This is a genomic window from Scandinavium sp. UTDF21-P1B (assembly GCF_040750395.1).
Taxonomy (GTDB): Bacteria; Pseudomonadota; Gammaproteobacteria; order Enterobacterales; family Enterobacteriaceae; genus Scandinavium.
The window spans coordinates 46,500-66,414 of record NZ_JBFLVD010000001.1 but is presented as its reverse complement, the minus strand read 5'-3'; the positions used below and the strand labels follow the sequence as shown (position 1 = coordinate 66,414).

Here is a 19,915-nt window from a genome sequence, read left to right as displayed (position 1 = left end):
GTGCCGACTATTTCCCATGGCCTGCTGAAGATTTTTTTTCATCGGGAAGGCGACTCCGCTTGCGGGCGGCGCGCCAAATGGGTAAATAGCGTAGCGTCTGCCCCGGCAGACTAAGTTGATGTCAGCTATAGTTATTATCGTAATAACCATGGGGTTATTTAACGAAAAAGACGAGGAGAAGGGGCTCGTTGTACATCGCGCATCGCCAGTGTTAACTTTATTAACGCAACCAACTGCCGTCCAGGGGTAAACAAAACGCTCAACCACAAAAATTAATAACCTTAATAATGTTGCTACTACCCTTTTGCGATGCTTGAAAAAAGACGATGTAAGACATAGAAATCTGGCGCGTATTCGCCTCTTTAACAAGGACACCTAACCACCATTAATAAAATCAATCGTTAACGGAACACCCAATATTTTAATTAGAAGAATCAATAACTATGCTCAACAACATTGCGATTGGATCGTCGGTGACGCTGGATCTTCATACCCGGACACTCACCCGGACGCTTGATGGGGAAAGCGTCACCTTGCCCGCCTCGGCCTGCCTGTGCTTACAGGCCCTGGTGGATGCGCACGGAGAAGTGTTGTCTCAGGAACAGCTGATGGATATCGGCTGGCGCAGCGCCGGTGTGGAAGTGACCGAAAATAGCGTGCGCGTGATGATCAACAAACTGCGCCGCGCCCTGAACTCGCTCGGGCTTCAGGACAGCGTCACCCTGCTGGCCGTGACCCGCAGCGGCTATCGGCTCATTGTTCGAGACGACGGTACGGCTGAGCTCACCGGGCCGCTCACCGACGCATCTCCCCCCTCACCTTCACCGCTCCATCCTCAGAGTGCTCCTCCTGCGTCTCAGCCTGTCAGGCGTCCCCCTCCTCCCGTTAAACGGAGCAACCCGCGCAAATACCTGATTACCGGACTGTGCGGCATTCTCGCCGGGCTAGGTGTGGCGATACTGCTGCACTATTTGTTTATCGTGACCCCGGAACGTATCAATTTTGTGCGCTGGGACGGGCCGGGCGTGCCTGCCAATACTCAGGTGATGGTGCCGAGGGGCAAAGAGAACCAGCTGGAGTTGATAGAAGCCACACTGCGTGCTTACACGCAACATTCGCTCATTAAGCGGACGGATGAAAATCCTCCCCAGGTGTTGTACGTCACGCTCGGGGATCCCCGCATCAAGAAGCATTTGGGGCTTATCGCCTGCGAACAACCGTTTCAGGATTCAAACAATGACTGTGAATCGTTCTATTTTCGGTTTGATTAAATCACCGTGGGTGCTGGTGTTTTTCAGCGGCTTTATCGCGGCGTTTGGCGGGTATCTGGCGTACTCAATTTACTCCGTGCCGATGAAATCACAGTGCGTCATGCCGGTGTCGCTGTACTCGATTAGCGATGATAACAATACGGTGCTGACCCGTGGCGTCTACCGCACATTTCGCGCCGGATTCAACAAAGGGCGCGTGACCTTTATCGGCAGCATTTCCCGATATGAGGATGGCAAGCTGTCAGGCAAGCCGACGCCGGTACAGCGTGAAGTGATGTTCGATGTCAGCTTCTCCGGCAACGTGATGTCGACGACGGTGACCGGCCACCATCGTCGTCTCGGCGATCAGAGCGGTGACAGCGATGTCAGGGCCTATATTTTCCCGGAGATCAAAAACCACGATACCGGCACCACCTCGCTCTATCTGCTTGACGGCAAAGTGTTGGCGACCGGTACTGAAACTGTGCCCCGCTTCGCCTGCATCAACTGACCTTACGCCCCCGGTATCGCACCGGGGGAAACCTGGCAGTTCACTCTCAGGCCCGGAGTACCGGCGTAATCTTCCCGGTGCTGGCTGTCAGGATCGTTAGTGTGGCTGATAGCGATAGCCAGATGCGCGGTGGGTGAACAGGTGACCGTCTGGCCGGTGGTGGAGTGGAATCATTGCATGCGGCCCAGGCCGATGGCCTGGAAATAAACGCCAGCGAAAGACTGGCTGCCACAGAGGAGATTTCCTTATTACAGTAAGGGGGATTATTCAGACCATTTGCACAAACTTATGCTGCATAAAAAGCGTCAGGAAAGTGACATCACCAGGCCCGAGAAATGATCAAAAACGCGTGACATCAAATGTTCGAAGAACGGGGCAAGAGTTTGCGCCAGCAGAAACAGCGCCACCATTCCCACGGTGAGCGTGAGAGGGAAGCCCACCACGAATATAGAGAGCTGAGGCGTTAAACGGTTTAACAGGCCGAGGGTGAAATTAATGCACAGCAGCAGCGCAATTATCGGCAGCCCGAGCATCAGTCCCTGGTTGAATATTAATCCGGCATGACTCACCAGATATAAAAACCCGCCCGCGTGCAGGGGTGCGGCATTAATCGGCAGGGCATGAAAGGTTTCAGCAATAAGCGCCAGCATCCACAGATGGCCGTTGAAAACCAGAAACAGCAGCGTCACCAGCAGATTCAAAAAACGGGAAATCACCGGGCTGTTACCCACGCCGGGATCGAAGAAGGTGGCGAACGACAGCCCCATCTGCATACCGATGATTTCCCCTGCCAGGCGTACGGCGGCAAACATCAGCTGGAGCGTGACCCCGAGTGCGGCGCCAATGACCACCTGTTTAGCCAGCACCCATACGCCGGTCCACGAATAGAGCCCGACTCCGGCATCCGGCACGCTGCCGCTCACCAGCAGCGCGGTCATCAGCGCCAGCCCGGCCCTCAGCCTCGCGCTGACGCTGCGCTCGCTAAACACCGGCGCGACCAGCAACAGCGCGCCGATGCGCACCATAATAAAAAAGGTGTGGCTTATCTGCGCATAGAACTGCTCAAGGGGAAGACCGAACGCCATCAGCCGATCGCAAAGGGAATGTTGAGCAGCAGCGTGCGGGTGTATTCGATGAAGATTTTCATCATCCACGGGCCGAGCACCACCGCCACCCCGACAATCATCAGGATCTTGGGGATGAAGGTCATGGTCATTTCGTTAATCTGGGTCGCAGCCTGCAAGATACTGATAATCAGGCCGGTCGCCAATGCGACCAGCAGCAGCGGCCCGGCGACCATCAGCCCAACTTTGATCGCCTGCATACCTATCATCATCACGCTTTCAGGGGTCATCGTGCGCTCCTTAGCTGTAAAAGCTTTGGGCCAGCGAGCCCATCAGCAACTGCCAGCCATCAACCAGCACAAACAGCATCAGCTTGAACGGCAGGGCAATGGTGGTCGGCGGTACCATCATCATCCCCAGCGCCATCAGAATGCTGGCAACCACCAGATCGATAATCAGGAACGGGATGAAAATCGTGAAGCCAATCTGGAAGGCGGTTTTCAGCTCGCTGGTGACGAACGCGGGCACCAGAATGCTCAGCGGCACCGCTTCCGGCCCGGCGATATCCTCGGCTTTGGCAATCCGGGCGAACATCGCGAGGTCACTTTCGCGCGTCTGGTCGAGCATAAAGCCGCGCAGCGGTTTCACCCCTTCCGCCAGCGCCACTTCCATGGTGATTTTGTCTTCCTGCAACGGCAGCCAGGCTTTGTCATAAATCTGGCTGAACACTGGCGACATCACATAAAAGGTGAGAAACAGCGCCAGCCCGACCAGCACCTGGTTCGGCGGCGCGGTCGGCGTGCCCAGCGCATTACGCAGCAGGCCGAGCACGATAACGATGCGGGTAAACCCGGTCATCATCAGCAGTACGCCGGGAATAAAGGTAAAGCCGCTGAGCAGAACCAGGGTCTGCACCGGCAGCGACCAGCCCGCCTCGCCCATCGGTTTGGCAAGGGTGATATCGCTATTGGCGGCGAGCACGCCGAACGCAGGCAGCAGCAGCCCGGCGCCCAGCAGCCAGCGCCACAGTTGACGACGGGAAATCATGAGTCTGGATCCTGGCGGTATTTATGGCGCAGCTTTTCCAGCAGCGCGGGGAATGTCAGCGGCGCAGCGGCGGAGGTTGCCGTTTCGGCGGCAGGCCGCGGCTGCGCGGTGAGACAGGTTATCTGGCTGGCAGTCACGCCCAGTACCAGACGCTGATCGCCCACGTCCACCAGCACCAGGCGCTCACGCGCACCGAGGGATTTGCTGGCGACCAGGGTCATGGCGCCGCTGCCGTCGTTCAGACGGCGCGACAGGCCGCTGCGACGGAAAACCCACGCCAGCGCCACCATCAGCACCACCACCAGCGCCAGCGCGCCCATGACCGTCATCAGCACGGAGTCCGACGCCATAGCGTCGGCCGTCTTCTGGACGTCAGGGAGAGGCGTTGTACGGTTCATTAGCGGCTCAGACGATGCATACGCTCGGACGGCGTAATAATATCGGTAATACGGATGCCGAATTTATCCGACACCACCACCACTTCGCCCTGAGCAATTAAGTAGCCGTTGATCAGAATATCGAGCGGCTCACCGGCCAGACCGTCGAGGGAAACCACGGACCCCTGGCTTAAGCGCAGCAGCTCTTTAATCGTCATTTTGGTGCGGCCTAATTCCACGGTCATTTTGACCGGAATATCCAGAATCAGGTTCATCTCTTCAGAAAATTGTGGGACAGCCATGCTATCGGTAATTCCCGCCGCGTGTTGTTCGCTCAGTGCATCACCCCAAAGATTATCAATGGACTGCTCTTCCGGGCCCGACGAGGTATTCATATCGCTCATGGGGAAATTACTCCTTGTTTAATGAGTGTATTGCAGGTTGAATCATCTGCTCGACCTTCAGAGCATATTGATTGTTTACAGAGCCATATTTCGCCGTGAATACCGGCACCCCGCCGACACTCGCTGCAATAAACTCCTGTTTGTCTAAGCCGATAACGTCACCTTTTTTCATCCGCATCACGTTTGAAAGTCGGGTACTGATATCAGCGAATCGCGCCACCAGTTCCAGTTCGGTTTCCCGCATCTGGCTGGCGAGCATCCCGCGCCAGTGAGAATCCTCGTGGCGCGAGTTATCCATCGGCGGGTTGCTCAGCAGTTCGCGCAGCGGCTCAATGGTGCTGAAGGGAATACAGATATTGAACTCCCCACGATGCGAGCCAATTTCCACCGAAAAAGGCGTGGTCACCACCACGTCGTTTGGCGACGAGGTAATATTGGTAAATTTCACCTGAATTTCAGAACGGATATATTCCGTTTTGATTTTGTAAATCGAGCTCCAGGCAAACTCATAGGCTTCCCGCGCCATACTCAGCATGCGGTGAATAACGCGCTGCTCGGTCGGGGTAAATTCACGCCCGTCCGCTTTGGTCGGGAAACGTCCGTCGCCGCCAAACAGGTTATCCACCGCCATGAACACCAGCCCCGGCGAAAATGCCATCAGCGAGGTGCCGCGCAGCGGATTCAGGTGCAGCAAGTTCAGGTTGGTTGGCACCGGTAAATTACGGGCAAACTCGTGATACGGTTGAATTTTAATATTACCCGCCGTGATATCCGGGCTACGGCGAAGAAGGTTAAACAGCCCCATCCGAAACTGGCGGGCAAAACGTTCGTTAATAATTTCCAGCGAATGAAGACGTTCGCGGATCACCCGGCGCTGGGTATGCGGATCGTAGGGTTTGATCCCTCCATCCGCACTGCCGCCGTGGCGATCGTCGCTGCTCTCATTATCGGCATTGAGCAGGCGGTCGATCTCATCCTGTGATAAGAAGCTGTCAGCCATAATATTTACCGCAGAATAAATTCATTAATTAAAACGTCGGTGGGCTGTACCGCCTGGTTATGCGTCAGCGGTTTACTCAGTTCATTCTTAATACTGGCAATGAGCTGAGTTTTGCCCTCATCGGTCGATAAGACTTCGTAGGTTTGATGCGTCAGCAGCATAAAAAGACGACTGCGGTATTCCGGTAAATATTTTTCCAGAATGGATAACGAGTCACGGTCCGTCAGGCGTACCGAAATACCCAGATACAGCACCCGGTCAGATTCATTGGCCGTCGGCTTCAGGCTGACGGTGAACGAGCTCAGAGAGAAATAGAGCGGCTCGACGTTAACCGGCGCGGGCTTCGCCTCCTGCGACTCTTCCTTCGCGGCGACGGCAGGCTGGGCAAATTTCAGCTCCCAGAACATATAACCGGCAAATCCACAAGCGGTGACGGCAATCAGAAACATCAGGGTTGTCAGAAGCGAGCGCGACCCTCCACCGGAGGCGGCCTTTTTATTTTTGTTACTCATCGACAGTTAAACTCTGTAATAAGAGAGGGCCACTATCGGCCCTCCCGATTTAATAGGCGGGTATTGTAGTCCATTTAATGAGCTGCATAATCAGGGGATAAAATTTCATTCCTGTCGCTAATTCAGCACATCAGGCAAAGGTATTAATTCCGTAAACATTACCCGGTGTAGTCGTTAACAGCTGCGGAACAATTTGCTCATCAGACACCTTTTCATCGTCAGTTTGCTGAGCCTGTTGATCTCCCGCGCCCTGCTCGCCTTGCCCGTCCGCGCTGGCATACGGATTATCCGCGCCCACGCTCGCCTGCCCCAGCTGGATACCGGAGTCCGCCATCGCCGAGCGCAGCTGCGGCAGCGCCTGCTCCATGACGTGGCGAACCTGCGCATGTTCGCTGACAACGTGGACCTGGGCCTGATCCTGACGCAGTCGCAGCGTAATGTGCAGCGACCCCAGTTCCTCAGGATTCAGGCGGATTTCCGCGTTCTGGACGCCGTTGCGGGCGAACATCACAATCTGCTGGCTGACCGCAGGTTTCCATTCTGGCGCTTCCGGCGGATAGCTGACCGTCGCCACCGGCAGCGGCGCGGCGTGGGTCACCGGACGGGCAACCGTCGGTAGCGTCAGCGGACTGACGCTGACCGTCTGCGCGGGCGCAGAGTCCGGCATTTCAACTCCGTTCATTACCGGGGCGCTGGCCGGAACCACCACCGGGGTAGTTTCAGTGCGAGCCGTTGTGGCGGGCAGCGGTTTATCTTCTTTCGCCATTTTACCGGCCACCGCTGACATGACATCCGCCGCGCTCGGGCGAACACCGGGGTTCGCAACGTCAGGGCGAACCGCGTCGCTCTTGCCGGTCGCATTTCGCAGTACCAGCTGCTGGAGCTGCCACTGCGGCGTCTCCTCACCGCTTTCCGCAACCAGCGCCGCCAGCACGTCTTCCGGGAGCGCCGCTTCCGTCAGGCTGATGCCCTCAAGGCTGATTTCACCGTCGGCGTCAGGCGCTGCATCCAGCGCCTGGGCGGGCAGCTGCGGCAGCTGCGGCAGTTGCGCCAACAGTTCGGCGGCAAAGGGCAGGGTCGCTAATCCGATCTCCGCCAGCTTTTCGTCAAGCTTGAGGCCGAAGTCTTCCATGCTCAGCGCACTGGTCAGCTCGCCGTTCAGCGGCAGTGCGTCCTTGCCGCCGGACAACAGCCGGGTCAGGTCTAGGTTCATAATCTCTCTCTTTTTTGTCCGGCACGCTGGGCGAACTCGTCCATCAGTTTCTGTTCGTGGCGGCTTTCCACCCGCGCCTGGGCCGTCTCGCGGCGAACAATCAGGGTTTCGAAGGCATTCAGGCGCTGCTTGTCTGAGATCCAGCTCGCTTTCGCCCGATCCACCGCTTTTTCACAGCTGTTGACGTGACCTTCGTGCTGCTTCACCACCTGATTGAGTGACACGATAAAGGACTGGTGATTGACCAGGTCCGCCACCGACATGCCACGGCTCATCATGCCCTGACGCAGCGACTGCTGGTACTCACGCTCGTAGTGCTGCAACTGTTGGTGCTGGGCAACCGCGTCCTGCAAACTTTGCTGCACGGTGCCAAGCGTCCGGGTGGTTTCCGTCAGCTTTTCTTCCGCCATTTCGCGCAGCATCACCATCGGGTTTTTGACCTTCATTGGCGGCCCCTTATTCGCTCATCGCCGGGAACAGGCCCGACAGCCCCGCAATCGCATCTTCATAGCGACTGCGCTCGTGAATGGCCTGATGCAGAAACGCCTCCAGCGCCGGATAGTCGAGGATTGCCTGGTCGAGTAGCGGATCGCTGCCCTTCACATAGGCCCCGACGCTGACCAGGTCGCGGTTGCGCTGATAGGTCGATAGCAACTGTTTAAAGCGCTGCACCTTGCGGTACTGTTCGTGGGGAATAAGCTCGGTCATCGCACGGCTGATCGAAGCTTCGATGTCGATCGCCGGATAGTGCCCGGCCTCCGCCAGCCGTCGCGACAGCACGATGTGCCCGTCGAGGATCGCCCTCGCCGAATCGGCGATCGGATCCTGCTGATCGTCGCCCTCGGTCAGCACGGTATAAAAGGCAGTGATCGACCCGCCGCCCGGCATCCCGTTTCCGGTCCGCTCCACCAGCGCGGGCAGGCGGGCAAATACCGACGGCGGATAGCCTTTGGTGGCCGGCGGTTCGCCAATGGCCAGCGCCACTTCACGCTGCGCCATCGCATAACGGGTGAGAGAATCCATGATCAGCAGGACGTTCAGCCCGCGATCGCGAAAATCTTCGGCGATGCGGGTGGCGTACACCGCACCCTGCATACGCAGGATCGGCGACACGTCCGCCGGGGCCGCCACCACCACCGCGCGCTCGCGCCCTTCGCTGCCGAGAATGTTTTCAATAAAGTCTTTAACTTCGCGCCCACGTTCGCCAATCAGCCCCACCACGATCACATCCGCAGTGGTAAAGCGGGCCATCATGCCGAGCAGCACGCTTTTGCCGACGCCGGAACCGGCGAACAGGCCCATACGTTGACCACGCCCCACCGTCAGTAAGCCGTTGATCGCCCGCACGCCGACATCGAGCACCGTTTTGATCGGATCACGGTGGAGCGGGTTAAGGGTCGGAGTAAACAGCCCGGCTACCGGCTTGCCCGGGGCCGGACGCCCGTCGAGCGGTCGCCCCTGCGCATCGAGCACGCGGCCCAGCAGATGCGGCCCGACCGGCAGCTGTTTGCCATCGGCGCTGTCCGCTTCCGGGGCATACACCCGTGCGCCGGGGAGAATGCCGTCCACCTGTTCGAGCGGCATCAGGTACAGAGTCTGGCCGTTAAAGCCGACCACTTCGCTTTCCACCGCGGTGATCCCCTGGCTGGTCTGACGCTCGACGATGCAAAGCGAACCAATCGGTAGCTTCAGGCCGACGGCCTCCATCACCAGACCGGTGGCGCGGGTCAGCTTGCCGTACTGGCGAAAATCAGGCATCTCTGCGAAACGTTCTTCAACGCGGTCGAGCGCCGACAGCCAGCTTTTTAGCCGTTGGCTCATTGCGACAGCTCCTCACGCGCCAGCTGGCACAGCGTCTGCCAGCGGGTTTCCAGGCTGGCATCAAACTCCACGTCCGGGGATACCAGACGGCAGCCACCCGGAGCCAGCTGCGAATCGGTATGCAGCTCCCAGCCCACCGACGCCAGCGTTTCACCTAACGCCGCCGCCACCTGCGCACGCTCATCCGGGTGGACGTGCAGTTGAATAGTGCCGTGCAGCAGCGCGTCCTGCTTCATGAGGGTGCGAATTTGTTTCACCAGCGCGGAGTTATCCACCATGCTAACCGAGCCATACAGCTGCTGTACGGCGGTCAGGGCCAATTGCACCAGACGGCCAGGGATCAGGCTGTCGAGGTTCTCCAGGGTCTGCTGAAAATTATTCACCCAGTCCTGGGCCTGACTAAGCAGCGCCTGCTGATCCTGTTTCGCCTGGGCTATGCCCTGCGCCAGCCCGGCTTCGCGGCCTTCGCGCACACCGGCTTCATAACCCTGCTGGCGGCCCTCTTCCTGACCGCGGCTCAGCCCCTGGGCATGGCCCTGCTTCTCTGCCTGCTGGCGTAAACGCGCCAGCTCGGCCTTCAGCTGTTCATCGGACTGCGCGTTGTCGAGCTTCGGCAGCGGCGAATCGGGGGTCTCATTAAGCAGATTTTCTGGCTGCCAGCTGCGCCACTGCGGCTGCGGGTTATCATCAAACGTAGGCATCGTCGCTGCCTCCAATCAGGATTTCGCCCGACTCGGCCAGGCGACGCACCACATTGAGGATCGTCTTCTGCTCGGCTTCCACCTGCGACAGACGTACCGGGCCACGCGACGCCAGATCTTCGGTCATCAGATCCGACTGGCGGCGCGACATATTGCGGAAGAACTTGTCGCGCAGCGCCTGATCGGCCCCCTTCAGGGCAATAATCAGCGTCTCGCTCTCCACTTCCTGCAACAGACGCTGGATAGAACGATCTTCGACGTCGACCAGGTTTTCGAACAGGAACATCTCGTCGATGATCTTCTGCGCCAGCTCGCCGTCGAAATCGCGAACCGCTTCGATAGCGGACTCTTCCTGCTGCGATTTCATCAGGTTGAGGATCTCCGCCGCCGGACGGACACCGCCCATTTTGCTGCGCTTGAGATTCTGACCGTGCAGCAGATTGTTGAGTACTTCGGTGAGCTCCTGCAACGCCGCGGGCTGTACGCCACCGAAGGTGGCGATACGCAGCATGATGTCGTTACGTTCCTTATCATCGAATTTGCCGAGCACGTCCGCCGCCTGGTTACGCTTCAGATGGACCAGGATGGTGGCGATGATCTGCGGATGCTCTTCGCGGATCAGATCAAACACCGACTGCGGCTCCATAAAGTTGAGCGTTTCGATGCCGTTGGTACCCTGATGGGTATCGAGCAAATCTTCCAGCAGCGACGAGGCGCGCTCTTCGCCCAGCGCCTTGACCAGAACGCTGCGCAGGTAGTCATTGGTGTTGAGGCTCAGGGCCGCATATTCGTTGGAGTCATTTTTAAACTCCTGCAACACGTCGGCCATCTGGTCATGGGTGAACCCCGCCATGTTGACCATTGAGCTACTGATCTGTTTCACCTCGTGGGCGTTGAGGTGCTTGAACACCTCGGCGGCCAGCTCATCGCCCAGCGTCAGCATGACGATGGCGCTTTTTTCGGCGGCATTCATGATTTGAGATCCTTATTCATCCACTGGCGGATAACCAGGGCGATCACCCGTGGCTCCTGCTCAGCCAGCTCACGCAGCTGCTGGGTATTGAGTTCGGTGTCCACGCGCTGCTGGGCACGTTCGCGAGCCTCTTTTTCCGACGCGCGTTTCTTCTCGGCCATCTGTTCCTGGCGCGCTTCTTTTTCCATTTCCATGCGGCGCAGAGCCGTTTCCTGATGGCGCTGCCAGGCCGGTTGCACCAGCTTGCGCCACATCACCCAGGCGATAATCGCAATCACCAGATAGCGGGCAATCGACATCAGCAGGGCATAGAAGCTCTCCTGCTTCCAGAACGGCGGCAGCGGCTCTTCCACCACGCCGTTAAACGGCGAGTTCATGATGTTGACGCTGTCGCCACGCTGTTCGCTGTAGCCGATCGCCTCTTTGACCAGCGCGTTGATTCGTGCCAGCTCCGCGTCGTTCATTGGCCCGGTTTTGCCCTCTTCACCCTGCGGCAGATGGTTAATCACCACCGCCACCGACAGGCGTTCAATTCGGCCCGCGTTCGATTTGGTGTGAGTAAGGGTGCGGTCGACCTCAAAGTTGGTGGTCTCATCGCTGCGGTTGTTGTACGGCTGCGCGGTTTCCCGGCCCCCGGCATTGGTCGCGGCGCGTCGCGCGTCACCTGCTGCTGCCCCTGCGGCCCCGGCGGCGGGCGCAGGGGTATTCAGCGGCTGCGTCACCGGCGCGGTGGCGGGAGAAGGAGGCTGATTGCTCAGCGCACCCGGCACCCCACCGACGTTACGGCCGTTGCCCTGCTCTGACAGGCTGGCCTGACGGCTGCGGATCGCCATTTTCTGCGGGTCAGAATTCGGCTGATACTGCTCCTGGGTCTGCTCCTGCTGGGTGAAATCGACCTGCGCGGTGACCTGGGCGCGGATATTGCTGTCGCCCACCAGCGGCGCAAGAATGCGCTGAATGCGCTGCTGGTAATCGCTTTCAAGTTCGCTGGTGTATTTCAACTGCGAGGTTTGCAGCCCGCGCACGCCGCTCTGGGTCAGCAGATTGCCGCGCTGATCGACGATAGTGACGTTCTCCGCGGGCAGTCCGGTGACCGCGCTGGAGATCAGATGGGTGATAGCCACCACCTGGCCTTCATCCAGAGTACGGCCCTGAATCAGATTGACGGTCACCGAGGCGGTCGGCAGCTTCTGCTCACGAACAAACATCGACGGTTTCGGCACCGCCAGATGCACGCGGGCGCTCTGAATCGGCCCCAGATTTTCGATGGTGCGCGACAGCTCCCCCTCCAGCGCACGCTGGAAGTTCACCTGTTCGCTGAACTGGCTGATACCAAACTTCTCCTGGTCCAGCAGCTCAAAGCCCACCGAGCCGCCCTTCGGCAGCCCCTGCTGGGCCAGCTTCATCCGTGCCTCATGCACCTGCGATTCAGGCACCATAATCACGCCTCCCGGCGTGTCAATGCGGTACGGCACGTTCATCTGCGTCAGCTGCGCGACAATCGCCCCGCCGTCTTCATCGGTGATATTGCTGAACAGCACCCGGTAAGATGGCTCTTTCGCCCAGAACATCAGCGCAATCAGCACCGAGAGTGCTGCCGCCGCGCAAATGACCAGCAGCAGCTTGGGGCTGCCGCGTAGCCATGACATCGCGGATTTCATTCGCTCTGTCGGATTATTCGTTAAACCATTTAATGTGGCACTCATGCCGTCATCCTGTAAGAAATAGCACGCACAGTAATACGCGTGTCGACTCACGTATTACCGAGAGCCGATATCGATGAGTAGAAATTTATGGGAAATTTTCAGGTGGGCATTATCGACCGGAAGCCAATTTTTTTAAGGATAAATAAGCTCAAAGTTCTGTCCGCTTATCGCATTTTCTCCCGTATTTACCCACATGGTAAGCTGTCGGCGTTTAAAAGATGTGCAACGAAATGCAGTTTTTTCCTTATTAATGCAGGATGTGAATAATGTCAGCAACATTAATGCGTGGGGTTCTCGATCAGATCCAATCCCAGGCCCAGCAGCTTTCCGGCGTCTCGCGTAGCGCTCCGGCAGCGGCGGGAAAGACGCCGTCGTTTTCTGACGTTTTATTTAACACCATTAACGAAATAAATAAAACTCAGCTCGACGCCAAAAATACCACTCAGCAGTGGATGTCCGGCAGCAGCGATATTGGTCTGAATGACGTGATGCTCTCTATGCAGAAATCGTCTATTTCCTTCAGCTTCGGAATGCAAGCGCGCAATAAAATGCTGAGCGCTTATCAGGAAATCATGAATACTCCGGTATAAGGTGCCACGTTATTCTATGAGTGAAATTAACGTCACCTCTGCGCGTATATCGCGCAATAACTTGATCCTGACAGACAGCGAATTACAGCGGACCGCAAAATTAATTTATCGACGGGCGGGGATTGTGGTTAACGCCCAGAAGCGGGAGATGATTTTTAATCGCCTTTCGCGCCGGGTGCGAGATCTGGCGCTGAACAGCTTCAGCGACTACATCGGGATCCTCGAATCCCAACCCGAGCACCCGGAGTGGCAGACGTTTATCAATGCACTGACCACCAACCTGACCTCGTTTTTCCGCGAGTCGTACCACTTTCCGGTGCTCGCAGAGCACGCCCGTCAGCGCGCCTCGGGCTATCGGGTGTGGTGTACGGCGGCGTCAACAGGCGAGGAGCCTTGCTCCATCGCCATGACGCTCGATGAGTGCCTGGGCACCAGCGTGGCCGGGCCGCGGGTCTGGGCGTCGGACATTGATACTGATGTACTGACCAAAGCCGAAGCGGGCGTCTATCGCCTGAGCGATTTGCAGTCGCTGACGCTGGTACAAAAGCGTCACTATTTTCTGCGCGGTTCCGGCGAAAACAGCGAGCTGGTGAAGGTCAAACGCGAACTGCTGGCAAGCATTCACTACCAGCAGCTTAACCTGCTGGACGCGAACTGGTCGGTACCGGGGCCGTTCGACGCGATTTTTTGTCGCAACGTGATGATCTATTTCGATGCGCCGACCCAGGTTCGTCTGCTGGAGCGTTTTGCCCGCCTGCTGAAGCCGGGTGGCCTGCTGTTTGTCGGCCATTCGGAGCACTTCAGCCACTCGCATCTGCCGCTGCGCCTGCGCGGGCAGTCGGTGTATGAACTGACGGAGAGCGCGCGTTGAAACGGATACGGGTGCTGGCGGTCGATGACTCGGCGCTGATGCGCAACTTGCTCAGTGCGGTCATCAACCAACAGCCTGAAATGGAAATGGTCGGCACCGCGCCCGACCCGCTGATCGCCCGTGAGCTGATTAAAAAGCTGAATCCGGACGTGCTGACGCTGGATATCGATATGCCGCGAATGGACGGGCTGGAATTTCTCGCTCGCCTGATGCGCCTGCGCCCGATGCCAGTGGTGATGATTTCGTCGATGACCACCCGCGGCTCGAAGGCCACACTAATGGCGCTGGAACAGGGCGCTGTGGATTTTCTGCCGAAGCCCGACCAGCAGGTGGCGGGTGACCTGGATAACTGGAGTGTACTGGTGGCGGAGAAAATTCGCGCCGCCGCCAACGCCTCGCTCAACCGCCGCCACGCGGCGATACCGCAGAGGCCACCGCTGCGTGGGGTTCACGTCCGTCAGGAGAGCATTATTGCGATCGGTGCCTCCACTGGCGGCACCGAAGCGCTGCGCCGGGTACTGATGCCGCTGCCATTGAGCTGCCCGGGGATTGTGATTGCTCAGCATATGCCATCGGGCTTTACCCGCTCGTTCGCCCAGCGTCTCGATTCGCTGTGTGACATCGCCGTGAGGGAAGGTCAGGACGGCGAACCGGTCGAACCGGGGACGGCGCTTATCGCCCCTGGCGATCGGCATATGCACCTCGTCCGTCACGGTAAGGGTTACATCGTCAAACTCAGCGATGCCCCGCCGGTGAACCGCCACCGCCCGTCGGTGGATGTGCTGTTTGACTCGGTGGCCCAGCAGGCGGGCCGACACGCCAGCGCCGCCATTCTGACCGGCATGGGCAGCGACGGCGCACGCGGGCTTTTACAGCTGCGTAACGCCGGGGCGTACACCCTGGCGCAAAGCGAGGCCACCTGCGTAGTGTTCGGTATGCCACGCGAGGCGATTGCGCTCGGCGCCGCGCACCAGGTGGTAGACCTGGACGATATCAGCCAGCGTCTGCTGGACAGTTTTAACAGTAATAAAAAACGAGACAAAACCGACTCACGACGCTCAGGAGAAAAACCCCATGTCGGATAAAAATTTGCGTTTTCTGGTGGTAGACGATTTCGCCACCATGCGACGCATCGTACGTAACCTGCTTCAGGACCTGGGCTATAAGCACATCGAAGAAGCGGAAGATGGCCAGGATGCGCTGAACAAGCTGCGCGCGGACGAATTTGATTTCGTGGTCAGCGACTGGAACATGCCGAACATCGACGGCCTGGAGCTGCTGAAAACCATCCGCCTCGATCCGGATATGGCGAAAATGCCGGTGCTGATGGTGACCGCTGAAGCCAAGCGCGAAAATATCATTGCCGCCGCACAGGCCGGAGCCAATGGCTACATCGTTAAGCCTTTCACCGCCGCAACGCTCGAAGAGAAGCTCGGCAAAATATTCGAAAAACTGGGGTGAAGGTCATGACGACGCACAACAACCTGCAATCTGCGGAAAACACGAAAGACCTCTTTTTACGCATCGGACAGCTGACCCGTCTGCTGCGTAACAGCATGGCCAACCTCGGCCTCGAACAAGCGATCATGGAAGTGGCCGACGCGTTCCCGAATACCCGCGACCGCCTGAACTACGTGGTCGGCAAAACGTCCCAGGCGGCGGATCGTGCCCTGACCAGCGTTGAAGCCGCACGCCCTTTGCAGGACGCCCTGAGTGAAGGGGCCACAGCACTCAGCAGCCGCTGGGATGCCTGGTTTGCCGATCCGCAGCCGCTGGACGACGCGCGCGAACTGGTGAAATCCACCCGCGCTTACCTGCAACAGGTGCCGGACGTCACCCAGCAGACCAACCGCCAGCTCACCGAAATCATGATGGCGCAGGACTTTCAGGATCTGACCGGCCAGGTGCTGCAAAGCCTGATGCTGGTGATTGAAACCGTCGAGAAAGAGCTTATCAGCGTGCTGGTGGAGAACATGCGCGAGCGCGATATCGGCGTGGAAGAGACCGATCCAAATCTGAAAAACGGCCCGCAGATCAACACCACCGTAGAAGGCATTGTGGCTTCTCAGGAACAGGTCGACGACCTGCTGGAGTCCCTCGGCTTCTGATGAAGCCAGGCGCACACCATGTCTCAGGAAAGCGATAACGAAAAAACGGAAGACCCCACACCGCACCGAAAACAGAAGGCGCGAGAGGAGGGGCAGGTTCCGCGATCCCGTGAACTTACCACGCTTGCGATGCTGCTGGTTGGCTGGGGTCTGATCGTCGCAGGTGGCGACTACCTGACCACCAAATTGCTGCATCTGCTGCACAACGGCCTGTCGTTTGACCGACTGCTGGTCAGCGACCCGCAGCAGATGTTGCACCACGCCTCATCGCTTATCGGCATGGCGTTCCTGGCAATTTTGCCGTTCGTCGGTGGTCTGTTTATCACCGCCATCAGCGCCCCCCTGATGATTGGTGGCCTGAACCTGAGCGGCAAAGCCATCAAATTTAATGGCAAAAAGCTCAATCCGCTCAGCGGGATGAAGCGTATGTTCTCCGCCCAGATGGTATCGGAGATGGTGAAAGCAATTTTAAAAGTGCTGCTGGCGGGTATCGGCGGCACGCTGTTTTTACTGCTGAATAAAAGCACGTTTATCGGCCTGATGTTTGAGCCGCTCGGCATGGCGCTGAGCGACATCAGCCGCCTGCTGATCAACTGCATGCTGGTGATCATCCTGTCGCTGATCCCGATGGTGGCCTTCGACGTGATTTATCAAATCTGGAGCAACCTGAAGAAGCTGCGCATGAGCCGTCAGGAAGTGAAGGACGAGTTCAAGAATCAGGAAGGCGACCCGCAGATCAAAGGCCGCGTGCGGCAGATGCAGCGCCAGATGGCGCAGCAACGGATGATGAGCGACGTACCGACCGCCGATGTGGTGGTCAACAACCCGACCCATTTCTCGGTGGCCCTGAAATATCAGGAAGGCAGCATGGGCGCGCCAACGGTGGTCGCGAAAGGCTCCGGCCTGATTGCCCTGCGCATTCGCGAGCTTGCCGAAGAAAACCGCGTGCCGATGCTGGAAGCTCCGCCGCTGGCGCGTGCACTGTATCGCCACTGTGAAACCGGGGCACCCGTACCAACCGAATTGTATAACGCCGTAGCGGAAGTCCTGGCCTGGGTTTATGGCCTGCGCCGCTGGCGTAAAGGCTACGGCTTACGCCCGCAGGCCCCGAAAAACCTCCCGGTGCCGGCGGCGCTGGATTTTGCACAAGCACAAGAGAGTAGAGAGTGATGGCCAATATCGCCACCAAATTACGATTACCGAACATGAAGGAGACGCAGTGGCAGGTGCTGGCGGGTCCGGTACTGATCATGACCATCCTCGCGATGATGATCCTGCCGCTGCCGACCTTTGTCCTGGATCTGCTGTTCACGTTTAACATCGTGCTGTCGATCATGATCCTGCTGGTCGCGATGTTTACCCAGAATACGCTGGAGTTTTCCGCCTTCCCGACGGTGCTGCTGTTCTCCACCCTGCTGCGCCTGGCGCTGAACGTCGCCTCCACCCGTGTGATCCTGATGCACGGGCATACCGGCTCGGCGGCGGCAGGCCAGGTGGTTGAAGCCTTCGGCCACTTCCTGGTGGGCGGAAACTTCGCCATCGGTATCATCGTCTTCGTGATCCTTATCATCATCAACTTTATGGTGATCACCAAGGGGGCGGGCCGTATCGCCGAAGTGGGCGCACGCTTTACCCTTGACGGGATGCCGGGCAAACAAATGGCCATCGACGCCGACCTGAACGCCGGGCTTATCGGCGAAGAGGAAGCGAAACGCCGCCGTAAAGAGGTCACCCAGGAAGCCGATTTCTACGGTTCGATGGACGGTGCCAGTAAGTTCGTGCGCGGCGATGCCATCGCCGGGCTGATGATCATGGCGATCAACATCATTGGCGGGCTGATCATCGGCGTGATGCAGCACGATATGTCGGCGGGTATGGCGGGTGAAACCTACACCCTGCTGACGATCGGTGACGGCCTGGTGGCTCAGATCCCAGGGCTGGTTATCTCCACCGCCGCAGGCGTGGTGGTGACGCGCGTGGTCAACGAACAGGACGTGGGCGAGCAGATGGTCAGCCAGCTCTTTACCTCTCCTCGCGTGATTGTTCTGTCAGCAGGCGTGATTGGCCTTCTGGGCCTGATCCCCGGCATGCCTAACTTTGTCTTCCTGCTGTTCACCGTCACGCTGCTGGCGATTGCCTGGTGGCTGCGAGGGAAAGAGGCGGAGAAGAAAACGGCGGGTTCATCTCGTGCTGGTTCTGAAGACCCGGCGATGGCGGAAGCGGAAGCCGCGCAGGTCAACGAAGCCACCTGGTCTGACGTGCAGATGGAAGACACGCTTGGCCTCGAAGTGGGCTATCGCCTGATCCCGATGGTGGATCAGGAGCAGCAGGGGCAGTTGCTGACCCGCGTGCGCGGCATCCGTAAGAAATTCGCGCAGCAGATGGGCTTCCTGCCTCCGGCGGTGCACATTCGCGACAATCTCGATCTGCCGCCGACGCGCTACCGGATCCTGCTCAAAGGCGTGGAGATCGGCCACGGTGAGCTGCAGCCCGATCGCTGGATGGCGATCAACCCCGGCTGTGCCGAGGGTGAAGTGCCGGGTACGCCGTGCGCAGAGCCAACCTTTGGCCTGCCCGCGCTGTGGATTGATGAAGTGCATCGCGAACTGGCGCAGACCCTGGGCTACACGGTGGTGGATCCAAGTTCGGTGGTGGCAACGCACCTGAACCATCTGATTGCCACCCACACCGATGAACTGTTTGGTCGCCACGAAGCGCAGCAGCTGCTGGATCAGCTCACCAAACATTCCCCGAAGCTGGTGGAAGATCTGATCCCGGCGGTTATCAGCCTGACCACGCTGCACAAAGTGCTGCAAAACCTGCTGTCAGAGCGCGTGCCAATCCGTGATATGCGCACCATCATTGATACGCTGGCGGAGTTCGCCACCAGCAACGCAGACCCCGACGAGCTGACCGCCCGCGTGCGCGCACGTCTGGCCCGCGCCATCACCCAGCAGTGGTTCCCGGGTGAGGAGGATATTCAGGTCATTGGTCTGGATTTGTCGCTTGAACAGCTGCTGGTGCAGGCGACCCAGAGCGGCAGCGCCATTGAACCGGGTATCGCCGAGAACCTGATGAAGCAGACCGAACAGGCACTGATGCACCAGGAAGGGCTCGGCGCGCCGCCGGTGCTGCTGGTGAACCCGGCGCTGCGTCTGATGCTGTCGCGCTATCTGCGCCGTATCTTCCCGCAGATGGCGGTGCTGTCGAGCCAGGAGATCAACACCCAGCGCAACGTGCGCATGACGTGGGTGATAGGCAGCAAATCATGATGCGCCGCGCCCTGCTCGCCCTGCTGTTCGCCTCCCCTGCGGTTTGGGCGGCGGACGGCTCATGGACCAGCCAGAGTTTTGGCGGTACGCTGACCCGCGGTCAGCAGAGCTTAAAAAGCCGTATGGTGCAGGCCCCATCGCCATTACCGGTCGGATCAGTCGCCACAAGGCTGGCATGGAAAATCACCCCCGACGGCCCCACCCCGGTCGGGTTTAGCATCAAAATTTGCAGCAGCAGCCGCTGCCTGCCGCTGACGGGCCTCACCGGCGACCTCGCTCTGCCCGCCGGGTATCCGCCCGCCGGTCCGTATCGTTTTGAGTATTATTCCCCCGTCCGCGGCGCGCTTTATCCACCGCTGACGATGTTGAGGAACGAGGTGACGGTGCAGTACCGGAGCGGTGCGAGGTGAAAATTCGGCATTGGTAACATGCCCTGCGGCGCAAGCTTGCCGGGCCTACGAAGCCATTGATTTTGTAGGTTTGTAGGCCCGATAA

At 58.6% G+C, this 19,915-nt stretch carries 23 protein-coding genes; 10 read left to right on the top strand and 13 right to left on the bottom strand.

Features of this window, described 5'->3' with window-relative positions:
* The first annotated feature begins 443 nt into the window (after positions 1 to 443).
* Positions 444 to 1,271: a transcriptional regulator gene (locus tag AB1287_RS00390; RefSeq protein ID WP_435616584.1), complete on the top strand. Its 828-nt coding sequence runs from the start codon at positions 444 to 446 to the stop codon at positions 1,269 to 1,271.
* The gene (locus AB1287_RS00385) at positions 1,237 to 1,761 is read left to right on the top strand and encodes a hypothetical protein (RefSeq protein WP_435616583.1); all 525 of its coding nucleotides are present in this window, start codon (positions 1,237 to 1,239) and stop codon (positions 1,759 to 1,761) included. The genes AB1287_RS00390 and AB1287_RS00385 overlap by 35 nt, the downstream gene beginning before the upstream one ends.
* A 305-nt stretch (positions 1,762 to 2,066) precedes the next feature.
* On the opposite strand, the gene fliR is transcribed toward AB1287_RS00385, so the two are convergent.
* From fliR to fliF, 13 genes are all read right to left on the bottom strand, one after another.
* Positions 2,067 to 2,846 carry a flagellar biosynthetic protein FliR gene (gene fliR, locus AB1287_RS00380; protein ID WP_435616582.1) on the bottom strand — a complete coding sequence of 260 codons (780 nt, stop codon included), beginning with the start codon at positions 2,844 to 2,846 and terminating at the stop codon, positions 2,067 to 2,069.
* Positions 2,846 to 3,115 carry a flagellar biosynthesis protein FliQ gene (fliQ, locus tag AB1287_RS00375; RefSeq protein ID WP_435616581.1) on the bottom strand — a complete coding sequence of 90 codons (270 nt, stop codon included), beginning with the start codon at positions 3,113 to 3,115 and terminating at the stop codon, positions 2,846 to 2,848. The genes fliR and fliQ overlap by 1 nt, the downstream gene beginning before the upstream one ends.
* A gap of 10 nt (positions 3,116 to 3,125) precedes the next feature.
* The gene (fliP, locus tag AB1287_RS00370; RefSeq protein ID WP_435616580.1) at positions 3,126 to 3,872 is read right to left on the bottom strand and encodes a flagellar type III secretion system pore protein FliP; all 747 of its coding nucleotides are present in this window, start codon (positions 3,870 to 3,872) and stop codon (positions 3,126 to 3,128) included.
* A complete protein-coding gene (gene fliO, locus AB1287_RS00365) occupies positions 3,869 to 4,270 on the bottom strand; it encodes a flagellar biosynthetic protein FliO (RefSeq protein WP_436799809.1) in 402 nt (133 codons plus the stop codon). The genes fliP and fliO overlap by 4 nt, the downstream gene beginning before the upstream one ends.
* On the bottom strand, positions 4,270 to 4,653 hold the full coding sequence (gene fliN, locus AB1287_RS00360) for a flagellar motor switch protein FliN (RefSeq protein ID WP_435616578.1): 384 nt from the start codon (positions 4,651 to 4,653) through the stop codon (positions 4,270 to 4,272). Before fliN ends, fliO begins: the two co-directional genes overlap by 1 nt.
* A gap of 7 nt (positions 4,654 to 4,660) precedes the next feature.
* Positions 4,661 to 5,653 carry a flagellar motor switch protein FliM gene (gene fliM, locus AB1287_RS00355; RefSeq protein ID WP_435616577.1) on the bottom strand — a complete coding sequence of 331 codons (993 nt, stop codon included), beginning with the start codon at positions 5,651 to 5,653 and terminating at the stop codon, positions 4,661 to 4,663.
* Between the two features lie 5 nt (positions 5,654 to 5,658).
* Positions 5,659 to 6,165 (bottom strand): flagellar basal body-associated protein FliL, encoded by a 507-nt coding sequence (locus AB1287_RS00350; RefSeq protein WP_435616576.1) that lies wholly within the window; start codon positions 6,163 to 6,165, stop codon positions 5,659 to 5,661.
* A gap of 130 nt (positions 6,166 to 6,295) precedes the next feature.
* Positions 6,296 to 7,378, bottom strand: coding sequence for a flagellar hook-length control protein FliK (locus AB1287_RS00345; protein WP_435616575.1), 1,083 nt, complete (start codon positions 7,376 to 7,378; stop codon positions 6,296 to 6,298).
* Entirely contained in the window at positions 7,375 to 7,806 is a 432-nt protein-coding gene (gene fliJ / locus AB1287_RS00340; protein ID WP_435616666.1) for a flagellar export protein FliJ, read from the bottom strand. The genes AB1287_RS00345 and fliJ overlap by 4 nt, the downstream gene beginning before the upstream one ends.
* Positions 7,807 to 7,834: 28 nt before the next feature.
* Positions 7,835 to 9,199, bottom strand: a complete 1,365-nt coding sequence (gene fliI / locus AB1287_RS00335; protein WP_435616574.1) for a flagellar protein export ATPase FliI — start codon at positions 9,197 to 9,199, stop codon at positions 7,835 to 7,837.
* A complete protein-coding gene (locus tag AB1287_RS00330; protein WP_435616573.1) occupies positions 9,196 to 9,900 on the bottom strand; it encodes a flagellar assembly protein FliH in 705 nt (234 codons plus the stop codon). The genes fliI and AB1287_RS00330 overlap by 4 nt, the downstream gene beginning before the upstream one ends.
* A complete protein-coding gene (gene fliG / locus AB1287_RS00325) occupies positions 9,887 to 10,873 on the bottom strand; it encodes a flagellar motor switch protein FliG (protein ID WP_435616572.1) in 987 nt (328 codons plus the stop codon). Before fliG ends, AB1287_RS00330 begins: the two co-directional genes overlap by 14 nt.
* Entirely contained in the window at positions 10,870 to 12,579 is a 1,710-nt protein-coding gene (fliF, locus tag AB1287_RS00320) for a flagellar basal-body MS-ring/collar protein FliF (protein ID WP_435616571.1), read from the bottom strand. The genes fliG and fliF overlap by 4 nt, the downstream gene beginning before the upstream one ends.
* 266 nt (positions 12,580 to 12,845) lie before the next feature.
* Here fliF and fliE point away from each other — a divergent pair, with 266 nt between their 5' ends.
* The 8 genes from fliE to AB1287_RS00280 are packed head-to-tail and all read left to right on the top strand — an operon-like array spanning position 12,846 to position 19,830.
* Positions 12,846 to 13,169 (top strand): flagellar hook-basal body complex protein FliE, encoded by a 324-nt coding sequence (gene fliE, locus AB1287_RS00315; protein ID WP_435616570.1) that lies wholly within the window; start codon positions 12,846 to 12,848, stop codon positions 13,167 to 13,169.
* A 16-nt stretch (positions 13,170 to 13,185) separates the two neighbouring features.
* Positions 13,186 to 14,040, top strand: a complete 855-nt coding sequence (locus AB1287_RS00310) for a CheR family methyltransferase (RefSeq protein ID WP_435616569.1) — start codon at positions 13,186 to 13,188, stop codon at positions 14,038 to 14,040.
* Entirely contained in the window at positions 14,037 to 15,125 is a 1,089-nt protein-coding gene (locus tag AB1287_RS00305; RefSeq protein ID WP_435616568.1) for a chemotaxis response regulator protein-glutamate methylesterase, read from the top strand. Before AB1287_RS00310 ends, AB1287_RS00305 begins: the two co-directional genes overlap by 4 nt.
* Complete coding sequence (gene cheY / locus AB1287_RS00300; RefSeq protein WP_435616567.1) at positions 15,115 to 15,501, top strand: chemotaxis response regulator CheY; 387 nt, start codon at positions 15,115 to 15,117, stop codon at positions 15,499 to 15,501. Before AB1287_RS00305 ends, cheY begins: the two co-directional genes overlap by 11 nt.
* Before the next feature lie 5 nt (positions 15,502 to 15,506).
* Positions 15,507 to 16,148, top strand: a complete 642-nt coding sequence (gene cheZ / locus AB1287_RS00295; protein WP_435616566.1) for a protein phosphatase CheZ — start codon at positions 15,507 to 15,509, stop codon at positions 16,146 to 16,148.
* 18 nt (positions 16,149 to 16,166) lie between these two features.
* Positions 16,167 to 17,318 (top strand): flagellar biosynthesis protein FlhB, encoded by a 1,152-nt coding sequence (gene flhB, locus AB1287_RS00290; protein ID WP_435616565.1) that lies wholly within the window; start codon positions 16,167 to 16,169, stop codon positions 17,316 to 17,318.
* Positions 17,318 to 19,420 carry a flagellar biosynthesis protein FlhA gene (gene flhA / locus AB1287_RS00285; protein ID WP_435616564.1) on the top strand — a complete coding sequence of 701 codons (2,103 nt, stop codon included), beginning with the start codon at positions 17,318 to 17,320 and terminating at the stop codon, positions 19,418 to 19,420. Before flhB ends, flhA begins: the two co-directional genes overlap by 1 nt.
* Complete coding sequence (locus AB1287_RS00280; RefSeq protein WP_435616563.1) at positions 19,417 to 19,830, top strand: flagellar protein FlhE; 414 nt, start codon at positions 19,417 to 19,419, stop codon at positions 19,828 to 19,830. The genes flhA and AB1287_RS00280 overlap by 4 nt, the downstream gene beginning before the upstream one ends.
* Positions 19,831 to 19,915 lie beyond the last annotated feature (85 nt).